The 12,570-nt window shown below is 66.8% G+C and carries 7 protein-coding genes; 5 read left to right on the top strand and 2 right to left on the bottom strand.

Translation table 11 applies throughout. From position 1 onward, the window contains the following. Positions 1-105: 105 nt before the first annotated feature. The 4 genes from BLW05_RS04950 to BLW05_RS04935 are packed head-to-tail and all read left to right on the top strand — an operon-like array spanning position 106 to position 4,073. Positions 106-951 (top strand): glycosyltransferase family 2 protein, encoded by an 846-nt coding sequence (locus tag BLW05_RS04950; protein WP_093160570.1) that lies wholly within the window; start codon positions 106-108, stop codon positions 949-951. 20 nt (positions 952-971) lie between these two features. Further along, a complete protein-coding gene (locus tag BLW05_RS04945; RefSeq protein WP_093160567.1) occupies positions 972-1,943 on the top strand; it encodes a UDP-glucuronic acid decarboxylase family protein in 972 nt (323 codons plus the stop codon). 4 nt (positions 1,944-1,947) lie between these two features. Next, positions 1,948-3,321 (top strand): UDP-glucose dehydrogenase family protein, encoded by a 1,374-nt coding sequence (locus BLW05_RS04940; protein WP_093160565.1) that lies wholly within the window; start codon positions 1,948-1,950, stop codon positions 3,319-3,321. Next, positions 3,321-4,073 carry an SGNH/GDSL hydrolase family protein gene (locus BLW05_RS04935; RefSeq protein WP_143044773.1) on the top strand — a complete coding sequence of 251 codons (753 nt, stop codon included), beginning with the start codon at positions 3,321-3,323 and terminating at the stop codon, positions 4,071-4,073. The genes BLW05_RS04940 and BLW05_RS04935 overlap by 1 nt, the downstream gene beginning before the upstream one ends. Here BLW05_RS04935 and opgC read toward each other — a convergent pair. Both opgC and BLW05_RS04925 read right to left on the bottom strand, forming a co-directional pair. Next, positions 4,050-5,195: an OpgC domain-containing protein gene (opgC, locus tag BLW05_RS04930; protein ID WP_093162055.1), complete on the bottom strand. Its 1,146-nt coding sequence runs from the start codon at positions 5,193-5,195 to the stop codon at positions 4,050-4,052. The genes BLW05_RS04935 and opgC overlap by 24 nt on opposite strands. A gap of 49 nt (positions 5,196-5,244) precedes the next feature. Next, entirely contained in the window at positions 5,245-6,486 is a 1,242-nt protein-coding gene (locus tag BLW05_RS04925; protein WP_093160562.1) for a glycosyltransferase family 4 protein, read from the bottom strand. On the opposite strand from BLW05_RS04925, the gene BLW05_RS04920 reads away from it, so the two are divergent. After that, entirely contained in the window at positions 6,437-12,529 is a 6,093-nt protein-coding gene (locus tag BLW05_RS04920) for an alpha-2-macroglobulin family protein (protein ID WP_371126916.1), read from the top strand. The genes BLW05_RS04925 and BLW05_RS04920 overlap by 50 nt on opposite strands. The last annotated feature ends 41 nt before the right edge of the window (positions 12,530-12,570 follow it).

Here is a 12,570-nt window from a genome sequence, read left to right as displayed (position 1 = left end):
GGCAGGGGGAACACCATCCGTCGGACGTGTTCCCAAATGTAAAAATGTAGTGCTAAAGTTTGGCATGATTTGCGCTTCTGTCGAAGCAGCAATCGAGCCAAGCCTATGGAAAAGCCCCGCTGCGTCGTTGTCATCCTGACCTTCAATTCCGCTTCGATCATTCGCGAAACGGTTGCCCAGGCGAAGAAGGTGAGCCCTCACGTTTACGTGGTGGATTCCCATTCCTCGGACGGAACTCCCGCCATCCTGGCAGAGCTGGGCTGCACCGTGGTGCAGCGCCCGTTCTCCAATTACAGCGACCAGCGCAACTGGGCGATCTCGCAGATCGAGCAGGACTACCAATGGCAGTTGCACCTCGACGCCGACGAAGTGCTCGACGACCGGGCGGTCGCCGAGATCGATGCACTGCTTTCGGGCCAGCCGGGGTTCGATGCCTATCTCATCCGGCGCTGCGACTACTTCATGGGCAAGCGCCTGCGTTTCAGTGGTGTGAACCCGTGGCATCTGCGCCTGTTTCGCTCCGGTGTCGGGCGCTGCGAGGCGCGGCTCTACGACCAGCATTTCATCAGCACCGCCAAGGCCGGCCGGCTGCGCGGCTTCATGCACGACAAGAACGCCGCCAAGCTCACCGACTGGATCGCGAGCCACAACCGCTGGAGCGACGCCGAGGCCAAGGAGAAGCTCAGCCCCGCGTCGGCATCCGGCAGTGTGCTTCAGCCGAGACTGATGGGCGACGCGCGCGAGCGAACGCGCTTCATCAAGGAGATCTACTACAAGCTGCCGACGGGCCTGCGCTCGCTCGGCTACTTTGTCTACCGTTATGTGTTCCGGCTCGGCTTCCTCGACGGGAGGACCGGCTTCTACTTCGCCTTTTTCCAGGCCCTTTGGTTCCGGATGCTGGTTGACGCGAAGATGTACGAAAAGCGCCAGCAACAGCAACCCCAGATCTGATTCAAGGAGTGATCCAGACCATGCGGCAATACAACGCCTCGAAGCGAATTCTCGTCACCGGCGGCGCCGGTTTCCTCGGCAGCCACCTGTGCGACCGCCTGCTGGAGCAGGGGCACGACGTGCTGTGCGTGGACAACTTCTTCACCGGCACCAAGCGCAATGTCGAGCATCTGCACGAGCATCCGCGTTTCGAGCTGATGCGCCATGACGTGACCTTCCCGCTCTATGTGGAGGTCGACGAGATCTTCAACCTCGCCTGCCCGGCCTCGCCGGTGCACTACCAGCACGACCCGGTGCAGACCACCAAGACCAGCGTGCACGGCGCGATCAACATGCTGGGGCTGGCCAAGCGCGTGCGCGCCAAGATCCTGCAGGCATCGACCAGCGAGGTCTACGGCGACCCGGAGATCCATCCGCAGGTCGAGCAATACTGGGGCCGCGTGAACCCGATCGGCATCCGAAGCTGCTACGACGAAGGCAAGCGCTGCGCCGAAACGCTGTTCTTCGACTATCACCGCCAGCACAAGCTGCGCATCAAGGTGGTGCGCATCTTCAACACCTACGGGCCGCGGATGCACATGAACGACGGGCGCGTGGTGTCGAACTTCATCGTCCAGGCGCTCAAGGGCCAGGACATCACCATCTACGGCGACGGCCAGCAGACGCGCAGCTTCTGCTACGTGGACGACCTCGTCGACGCGATGCTGCGCATGATGGCCACCGGCGACGAGGTGCCGGGCCCGGTCAACATCGGCAACCCGGGCGAGTTCTCGATGCTGGACCTGGCCAACAAGGTGATCGAACTGACCGGCTCGAAGAGCAAACTCGTGCGCATGCCCCTGCCGGCCGACGACCCCAAGCAGCGCCGCCCCGACATCACGGTGGCACAGAAGGAACTGGGCGGCTGGGCGCCCCGCACGCAGCTCGACGAGGGGCTGAAGAAGACCATTGCATACTTCGACAAGCTCCTGTCGGAATCTTCCGCAACCTGAATTCATGAACATCACCATCATCGGCACCGGCTACGTCGGGCTTGTCACCGGCACCTGCCTCGCGGACCTCGGCAACCACGTCTTCTGTCTGGACGTGGACGAACGCAAGATCGCCACGCTCAACGCGGGCGGCATCCCCATCTACGAGCCGGGTCTTGAAGACCTCGTTGCATCGAACGTCGATGCCGGACGGCTCGATTTCTCGACGGACATCGAAGCCTCGGTCGCGCACGGAGACGTCCAGTTCATCGCCGTGGGCACGCCGCCCGACGAGGACGGCAGCGCCGACATGCAGTACGTGCTGGCCGCCGCGCGCAACATCGGCCGCTACATGACCAGCTTCAAGGTCGTGGTGGACAAGTCCACCGTGCCGGTGGGCACGGCCGACCGCGTCAAGGCCGTGATCCAGGAAGAGCTGGACAAGCGCGGGCGCGCCGACCTGCGCTTCTCGGTGGTGAGCAACCCCGAGTTCCTCAAGGAAGGCGCCGCGGTGGAGGACTTCATGCGGCCGGACCGCATCGTCATCGGTTGCGCGGACGACGAGGACGGCCGTGAAGCGCTGGCGTCCATGCGAAAGCTTTACGCGCCGTTCAATCGCAATCACGAGCGCACGCGCGTGATGGACGTGCGCTCGGCCGAGTTCACCAAGTACGCGGCCAACGCGATGCTCGCCACGCGCATCAGCTTCATGAACGAGCTGGCGAACCTGGCCGACCGCGTGGGCGCGGACATCGAGGCGGTGCGCCAGGGCATCGGCTCGGACCCACGCATCGGCTACAGCTTCCTGTACGCGGGCACCGGCTACGGCGGAAGCTGCTTTCCGAAGGACATCAAGGCGCTGACCCGCATCGCTCAGGAGTACGGCCATTCGCTGCGCGTGCTCGAATCGGTCGAGGCGGTGAACAACGACCAGAAGCACGCGCTCACGAACAAGGTGCTCGCCCATTTCGGCGCCGACCTGAAGGGGCGCACCTTCGCGCTCTGGGGCCTGGCCTTCAAGCCCAACACCGACGACATGCGCGAGGCGCCCAGCCGCGTGGTGATCGATGCGCTGGTGCGCGCCGGCGCGCGCGTGGTGGCGCACGACCCGATCGCGGTCGAGGAAACGCGCCGCGTGCTGGCGCTGGATTTCGCCGATGCGCCCGAGCTGCTCAATCAAATCAGCTACTGCGCCCCCAAGGACCCGATGAGCGCCCTGGACGGCGCTGACGCGCTGATCATCGTCACCGAGTGGAAGGCCTACCGCAGCCCGAACCTGACCCGGCTCAAGGCGATGATGAAGTCGCCGGTGATCTTCGACGGCCGCAACCTCTACGAGCCCGCCGCGATGCGCGAAGCCGGCATCGTCTATCAGGGGATCGGGCGGAACAGCCGCTGATGAACACCCTCCGCCTCGTCCTTTCCTCGCTCGCGCTGGCGACCGCGCTGGCATCGCATGCCCAGACCGCGCCGGCCGACGCGCCCCACCAGGCAACGCCGGCTTACGTCGCGGCCAAGGCCAGGTGGCAGAAGGAGCTGAGCGCCTTCGACGCGGCCGACAGGGAACGGCCGCCGGCCGCCGGCGGCGTGCTGTTCGTCGGCAGCTCCACGATCCGGATGTGGCCCCATATCGCGCAGGACTTCCCGCAGCAGCCGGTGGTCATCAACCGCGGCTTCGGCGGCTCGACGATGGAGGACGCCAGTCTCTTCGCGCAGGACCTCGTCGTGCGCTACAAGCCCCGGCTCGTGCTGGTGTATGCGGGCGACAACGATCTCGCCGAGAACCGCACGCCGATGCAGGTGCTCGAGAGCTTCGCCCGTTTCGCCAACACCGTGCGGGGCGAGTTGCCGGACACACGCATCGCCTACATCTCGATCAAGCCGAGCCCCTCGCGCGTGAAGCTCATGACGCAGATGCGCGAGACCAACGACGCGATCGCAGCCTACCTGCGCCGCATGCCCAACACAGAATTCATCGACGTCTACACGCCGATGCTGGGCGCCGACGGTCGCCCGCGCCCCGAACTGTTCCGCGCGGATCAGCTCCACATGACCGACGAGGGATACCGCCTCTGGCAATCGGTGATCGCGTCGCACCTCGCGGAGCCGGGGACGCGCGTGGATGCCTCAGTCGCCCAGGGGCTGCGCTGACGGCGCCGACGATTTCGGCTTGCGCCCGTCCAGCCACTGGCTGACGCGCGCGACCGCATAGAGCCCAGAGAACACGACCGCCAGCAGCAACGCATCGCCCCACCAGGGGCGCGCGGTCTGGCTGTCGCCGTAGATCGCAAGGACCAGCAGCACCGCGACGAGGTGCGCGCAGAACACCGGCAGCGAGGCACGCCCCATCGCTTCGAGCCAATGAAGGCGCGGAATCCACCGCATGAACGCCGGCCCCCACTGGATCGCGACGATGCCGAGCACCACGAGATTGACGATGCGCAGCGGACCGAGCTGCCATTTGTCGAACAGGAGGTTCCGCTCGACGTCGCCACCGAAGGGTGCCTGCCCGTGAATGCCGAAGTGTCGCCAGTGGAAGCCATAGAACAACAGGGCGGTCGCGATTGCAATCACCGATGCCGGAAAGCGGAATGGCCGCGCATCGGGTGAATTGCGGCTGGCCCCCATCCACAGGCCCGCGAACCACAGGAACTGCCAGGCAAAGGCGTTGAAAGCGCCCATCTCATGAAATGGCACGTCGAGCCCGGTGAACCGCACCACCAGCCCGTACAGCCATTCGCTCAGGCCGAACTGCGCCAGCCCCCACAGCGCCGCGCTCGCGACCATCACGCCGGTCCAGCCGTGCCGCAACGCGAAGGCCAGCACCCACGGGCTGAGCAGCATGAAGAAGATGTACATCGGCAGGATGTCGAGCAGCGCCGGCTCGTAGATCAATAGCAGCGAATAGAGAAAGCCTTCACGCGGATTGGCGAGGTAGAACGACAGCAGGTTCTTCACCGCCGGCTGGTCAATGCGCAGACTCACCGCCGAGATGATCGTGAAGAGAAACAGCAGCGTCGCGGCCTGGCTGAGGTAGACCTTGAGCGCCCGCCGCCAGAAGGCACGCCGCATCGAATCCACGCCCTGGTTGTAGCTGACCCGGCTGTAGACGAGCCCCGAGACGAACGCCGACAGCAGCACGAAGCCCTCCGCCGCCGACACGAAGCCGAAGGGCTGCCCGAGCGGATCGGTGAGGCGCGTCGGCAGATGCGTCAGGGTCATCAGCAGGAGCATCAGCCCGCGCAGTGCATCGATTTCCCAATAGCGTTTCATCGTCGGCATGCCGGCCTCGGAGGCCGCATGGTCAGGTCCTTGCCAGCGGCTAGGCCAGCGCGCGGATCGCGTCGATCACGGTGGCGCTGTAGTTGCTCCATGTGTAGCTGGCGGCGTGCCGGATCGCCTGCTCCTTCATCGCCATCAGCGCCTGCCGGTTCTGGTTGAACCAGGCGAGCTTCTCGGCAATCTGCTCGGGCGAGCGGATCGGCACCAGGAATCCGGTCTTGCCCTCGATCACGAGATCCTCGCCACCGGTGTTCGGCGTGATGACCAGCGGCAAGCCCTGGCTCATGGCCTCCTGCATCACGAGCGCGCGGCCTTCGTACAGCGACGGCAGGCAGAACACATCGCAACTGTTCATCAGCTTGAGCACCTCGGCATGCGGCCGGCCCGGCTCGTAGGTGAAGCCCGCATACTGCCTGCGATAGAAATCGAGCGATTCGAGCGGCCCGCCCATCACCACCAGTTCGATGTTCTCGCCGCCCAGCAGGTGCATCGCCTGCAGCAGGTCGGCCAGTCCCTTGCGCTGCCCCATCGAGCCCGCGAAGAGCACCCGGAGCGGGCGCGATGGGTCTTCCGCCGTGCGCGACCAGGTGCCGGAGGAACTCGGCGAGCCGAAGGGCGAGAGCACCCGGGCCTTGCCCGACGCCCAATCCGGCAGCGAATCGGCAACGAACTTGCTCGGCACCACGACCAGGTCCGCGAGCTCGAGTTCATGCACCTTGCGCTCCAGCTTGGCATCGGTGTCGCACATGCCGCCGCCGAGCGCGCCGACCCATTCGGGAAGGCGTTGCGTTTCTTCTTCCATCAGGCGGCGCCCTACCTCCCAGTAGGAAATCGGCAGGTCGTAGACGCATCGCATGCCCAGCGACTTCGCCTGCCTGAACGTGTCGAGCGCGGAATCCTCGTAGCTGTAGACCGCCTTGACGCCGTGCTCGCGATGGACGGTGGGAAGCGCCCGGGCCACGAAGCGATCGAAATCGTGCAACACGCCGTCGATCGATGCGAAGCCTTCCTCGTGGCGCACCCAGTGATTCCAGCCGAACCGGAAGCAGATCATGCGGGCGAACTCGCGCGAGGGATGCTGCAGGATCTTCTCGGGGGGAACGTCGAAGCGACGGCGGAGCAGCTCCTTGCCGAGCTTCTGCGGCACCAGCCTGAGCAGCGGGCTGTCTTCCCGGGCGGCGAAGGTGGTGGCGAAACGCGCCAGCATGTCTTCCCGCTGCAGACCATCGAGCATGGCACGAACGTTCTGGTTGCCGGCGGGGTGGCTGAACAGCAGTTTCATATCGATCGATCATAGTGGAGGCACATCGCGTGCCAGAGACGCGCGACGGCCATGCGCTACCCTTCCGGCCGAAGGAGAAGCCTCGTTGAACACAAGAAAGACTTCGCGCTGTTTCGCCGCCCTTGCGCTGGCCTTTGGCGCACTGAGCGCCCACGCCCTGCAGATCGCCAGCCTCACGCCGCAAGGCGAAGTCGCCCGCATCCGGCAGGTCGTCGCCCGCTTCGACCAGGCCGCCGTGAACTTCGGCGATCCGCGGGCGCCAGCGCCGCTGACCGTGAGCTGCACCGATGCGCAGGCCGGCAAGGGCACCGGGCGCTGGACCGGCGAGAAGCAATGGGTCTTCGACTTCGAGAGCGACCTGCCGCCCGGCGTGCGCTGCACCGTCACGCGCGTGGACGGATTCAAGTCGGCGAGCGGCTCGGCGCTGACGGGGCCGGAGCGCTACCAGTTCAACAGCGGCGGACCGTTCATCCGCAACTGGCAGCCAAGCTATGGAAAGATCGACGAGCAGCAGCTCTTCATGCTCGAGCTCAATGGCGCCGCCGCGCCGCAGAGCCTGCAGGACAACGTCTGGTGTTCTGCCGACGGCATCGGCGAGCGCATTCCCGTCAGGCTCGTCGAAGGCGAGCAGCGCAACGCATTGCTCAAAGTCCTGGGCCGCGACCGCGACGCCGCGAAGGAGCCCGGCCGGTTCGTCACGCTGCAATGCAACCGCACCCTTCCGCCGGGCGGCCGCGTGCAGATCGTCTACGGCAAGGGCGTCGCAACGCCCTCGGGCGTGGCCAACAATGTCGAGCGGCGCCTCACCTTCGAGGTGCGCGAGCCATTCGCCGTCTCCTTCACCTGCGAGCGCGAGAACGCGCAGTCGGCCTGCCTGCCGTTGCGGCCGATGGCGCTGCGCTTCAACGCCTCGGTCTCTCGCCAGCTGGCCGCGCAGATCACGCTCAAGGGCGGCGGCAAGGAGCTCAAGCCGAAGTTCGAGGACAGCACGGCCAACGCGGATGCACTCGTCGATGGCGTGAGCTTCGCCCCGCCCTTCCCCGAGCAGACGCAATTCACCATCGAGCTGCCAGCGAAGTTCGAGGATTCATCGGGCCGCATGCTGGCCTCGCCCGGAAGTTTTCCGATGAAGGTCGCGACCGGCGCGATGCCGCCGCTCGCCAAGTTCGCGGCGTCGCCTTTCGGCGTGCTTGAGCGGCTTGCAGAGCCCGGCGGCGTGGCCCTGATGCCGGTGACGGTCCGCCGCGTCGAGCCCGCGCTGCAGGTACAGGCGCTGACACCCGGCAAGGTGAGTGATCTCAATCCGCGCAGCGACGCGGAAATCATCGCGTGGTTTCGCAAGGTGCGCCGCTACGACAACAACTACACGGTCTCCCGCAAATCCGCCGCGCGCGACGTGAAGGGCTCCTTGCCGAAGGTGATCGACAAGGACGAACGCGACAACGTGCAGACCCGCATGCTGTCGCTTCTCGGCGGCCAGGGCGGCGTGCGCACACTCGACATGCCCAGGAGCGAGAGCGGCGATCCGCGGCCGTTCGAGGTGATCGGCATCCCGCTCACACCGGGCTTCCACGTGCTCGAGATCGCATCGCAGAAGCTCGGCGATGCCCTGCTCGACGAACGCTACGGCGGCGGCCGCACGATGTACGTGCGCACCACCGCGCTCGCGACCAATCTCGCGGTGCACTTCAAGCTGGGGCGCGAGAACTCGCTGGCCTGGGTCACGACGCTCGACAAGGGCAAGGTGGTGCCCAAAGCCAGCGTTCGCGTGTCCGGCTGCGACGGCAAGGAGATCGCGAGTGGCACGACCGATGCGGACGGCATCGCGCGCTTCGCCAGCCTTCCCGTGAATCCGCCGAGCTGCTCCAACGATGAGGAATACAGCGCCGACGCCTACTTCGTCAGCGCGCGCGCGAAGGATGCCGACGGCGTCGAGGACCTCGCCTTCACCTGGACCGACTGGCAGCGCGGCATCGAGCCCTGGCGCTTCAACGTGCCCACGAGCCAGGAGGCCGAGCCCGACCGCGTGGCCCACACCATCTTCGACCGCACGCTGCTGCGCGCCGGCGAGACGGTGTCGATGAAGCACATGATCCGCACGCAGACCCGCAGCGGCTTCGGCTTGCCCACGAGCCAGCCGGACACGATGGTCGTCACCCACGTCGGCAGCGGGCAGCAGTTCACGCAGCCACTCAAGTGGCGCAGGACCGCGACCGGCGGGCTAAGCGGCGAGAACACCTTCGAGATCCCGCCCGCCGCCAAGCTCGGGCTCTACGAAGTCGAACTGCGCAACGGCTCGGGCGCGTCGCGCGACACGGAACGCAACTACAGCACCGGCCAGTTCCGTGTCGAGGAATTCCGCCTGCCGGTGTTCGAAGGCCGCATCTCCCCGAGCGACAAGAACCCGCTGGTCGCAGCGACGGCGGTGCCGGTCGATGTGCAGATCAACTATGTGTCGGGCGGCGGTGCGGGAAGCCTGCCGGTGCGGGTGTCGGCGATGGTGCGCGGCAAGTCGCTGTCGTTCCCTGATTTCGAAGCCTTCAGCTTCTCGCCGCCACGCAAGGAAGGCGCGGCGACCGGCAATGCCGAAGATGCGGAATCCCCCGCCGACGACGCGCGCGTGGTCGCCGACAAGCTGCCGCTCACGCTCGACCGCAACGGTGCGGGCAAGGTGACGATCGACAAGATCCCGCCCGCGCGGTTCACGCCGCGCGAGCTGCTGCTCGAAGCGAGCTACGCCGATCCGAACGGCGAGATCCAGACGCTGCGCAGCACGCAGACGCTCTGGCCCGCCGGCGTGATCGCGGGCATCAAGACCGAAGGCTGGGTCTCGACCAGCCAGAAGCTGCGCTTCCAGGCGGTGGCGCTCGATCTCGCGGGCAAGCCGCGCGAAGGTGCGACGCTCAACGTGCGCGCCATCGCCCGCATCACCACCACCAGCCGCAAGCGCATGGTGGGCGGCTTCTACACCTACGACAACAAGACCGAGACGAAGGAGATCGGCACGGTCTGCAGTGGCAAGAGCGATGTGCGCGGCCTGCTGTTGTGCGAGGCGGAGCTGAAAGAGCCCGGGGAGATCGAGCTCATCGCGATCGCGAGCGACAAGGAAGGCCGCGAGAGCCGGGCGTCCAGCACGGTCTACGTCACGCGCCAGGGCGAGCTCTGGTTCGGCGGCGAAGATCACGACCGCATCGACGTGCTGCCCGAGAAGAAGAACTACCAGCCCGGCGAAGTCGCGAAGTTCCAGGTGCGCAGCCCCTTCCGCTTCGCGACCGCACTGGTGTCGGTGGAGCGCGAGGGCCTGATCGAAACGCACGTCGTGAAGCTCAACGGACAGGACCCGACGGTGAGCCTGCAGATCAAGCCCGAGTGGGGGCCGAACGTGTACGTCAGCGTGCTGGCGCTGCGCGGCCGGCTGCGCGAGGTGCCGTGGTACAGCTTCTTTACCTGGGGCTTCCGCGCGCCGCGCGAATGGTGGACCGCCTTCTGGTACGAGGGCAAGGAATACGTCGCTCCCACCGCGCTGGTCGATCTGAGCAAACCCGCCTTCCGGCTCGGGCTGGCGGAGATCCGCGTCGGCACCCAGGCGCACCAGATCGATGTCAAGGTCGCGAGCGACAAGCCCAGCTACCCGGTGCGCGGCAAGGCGCAGATCACCATCACCGGCAAGCTGCCCGACGGCAAGCCCGCTGCAGGCGCCGAGGTGGCGCTGGCCGCGGTCGACCAGGCGCTGCTGGAGCTGATGCCCAACGAGAGCTGGAACCTGCTCGAAGCCATGCTGCAGCGGCGAAGCTGGGGCGTGAGCACATCGACCGCGCAGATGGAGATCGTCGGCCGCCGGCACTACGGCCGCAAGGCGGTGCCGGCCGGCGGAGGCGGCGGCAAGAGCCCGACGCGCGAACTGCTCGACACCCTGCTGATGTGGAACCCGAAGATCGTGCTCGACGGCAACGGGCAGGCCACGGTGACGGTGCCGCTCAACGACGCACTCACCACCTTCCGGATCGTCGCGGTCGCCGATTCGGGCGTGGGCCTGTTCGGCACCGGCCAGACATCGATCCAGTCCGCGCAGGACCTGCAAATCATCAGCGGATTGCCGCCACTGGTGCGCGAGGACGACCAGTTCCGCGCGCAGATCACGCTGCGCAACACCACGCAGAAGGACATGAAGGTCGAAGCCACGCCGCGCGCCACGCTGCTCGCGCTCGAGCCGCAGACGATCGACATCCCGGCCGGCGAAGCGCGCGAGATCGCGTGGATGGTGACCGCGCCGGCGCAGCTCGCGCAGTTGCGCGCCGAGGCGATCCTGTGGGAGATCGAGGCCCATGACACGGTCAGCGGCGCGCGCGATGCCCTCAAGGTGCGTCAGCGCATCGTGCCCGCGGTGCCACTCACCGTGCAGCAGGCCACGCTGGCGCAGATCGACGGGCCCTTCACCCTCGATGTCGCAGCGCCCGCGGATGCCCTGCCCGGCCGCGGCGGGGTGCGCCTGTCGCTGCAGCCGAAGCTGGCAGAAGGCCTGGGCGGCGTACGCGACTGGTTCGCCGCCTACCCGTACATCTGCCTGGAACAGAAAGCCAGCAAGTCCATCGGCCTGCGCGACGGCAAGGGTTGGCAGACGGTGGTCGCGCAGTTGCCGAGCTATCTCGACGGCGACGGCCTCGCGAACTACTTCCCGCCGCGTGACGGCGAGGCCAACCGGGGCAGCGACATCCTGACCGCCTATCTGCTCGCCGCAACGAACGAGGCGGCGGCGCTCGACCCGGCCTTCGCGCTGCCCGATGCGGCGCGCGCACCGATGGAGCAAGGGCTGATCGCCTTCGTCGAAGGCCGCATCCAGCGCGATTTCTGGAGCCCGCGCAAGGACCTCGACGTGCGCAAGCTCGCGGCGCTCGAGGCGCTGTCGCGCTACGGCAAGGCGCAGGGCCGCATGACCGGCAGCATCACCATCGCGCCCAACCAGTGGCCGACCAGCGCGGTGATCGACTGGATCAACATCCTCCGGCGCGTGCAGGACGTGCCGCAGCGCCAGCAGCGGCAGGACGAGGCGATGAACGTCCTGAAGGCGCGCCTGAACTACCAGGGCACGCGCGTCGCCTTCAGCACCGAGCAGGACGACCATTGGTGGTGGCTGATGGCCAATGGCGACGTCAACACCGCGCGCCTGCTGCTCACCGTGATGGACGACCCGGCGTGGAAGGACGACATCCCCAAGCTCGCCAACGGCTTCATCGGCCGCCAGCAAAAGGGTGCGTGGCTCACGACCAACGCGAATCTCTGGGGCGGCCTCGCGCTGGAGAAGTTCTCGAAGAAGTTCGAGAGCGCGCCGGTGACGGGCGTCACGGCCGCGAGCCTGGGCGGCGCGAAGGCGCAGGTGGACTGGAGCAAGGTCGAGCGCGTGAAGACCACCGACGCGAGCGGCGCCCCGAACCAGACGACCGCGTTCGGCGCACCGGCCTCGCCGGGCAACCTGCGCAACAACAGCATGTTCATTCCTTGGCCGGCCGCGCCTGCCGCGCATGACACGCTGCTCGTCACGCAGACCGGCAGCGGCAAGCCGTGGCTCACCTTGCAGTCGGTGGCGGCGGTGCCGCTCAAGGCCTCCTTCGTGGCGGGCTATGCGATCAAGCGGACGATCACGCCGGTCGAACAGGCCGTGCCGGGCATCTACACCCGGGGCGACGTGCTGCGCGTGAGCCTCGAAGTGGACGCGAGCACGGACATGACCTGGGTCGCGATTACCGACCCGGTCCCGGCCGGTGCGGCCATCCTCGGCACCGGGCTCGGGCGCGATTCACAGATCGCCACCCAGGGCGAGAAGCGCGCCGGCGGTGGTTGGCTGGCCTTCGAGGAGCGCAGCTTCGAGGCCTTCCGCAGCTACTACGGCTACCTGCCCAAGGGGCTCACACGCGTGGAATACACGGTGCGCCTGAACAACGTGGGCGAATTCGCGATGCCGCCGAGCCGGGTCGAGGCGCTGTATGCGCCGGAGATGTTCGGCGAGGCGCCCAATCCGCGCATCAAGGTGGAGGCGCCGAAGTAGCACGTCGATTGCCGGTGGTTCCACCGGCGACGACTCCACGG

Origin of the sequence: Variovorax sp. YR216, assembly GCF_900107745.1 — a bacterium.
In the GTDB taxonomy this organism is placed as follows: domain Bacteria; phylum Pseudomonadota; class Gammaproteobacteria; order Burkholderiales; family Burkholderiaceae_C; genus Variovorax.
Note: the sequence above shows the minus strand (reverse complement) of the source record. Positions and strands in the feature narration are given on the sequence as shown.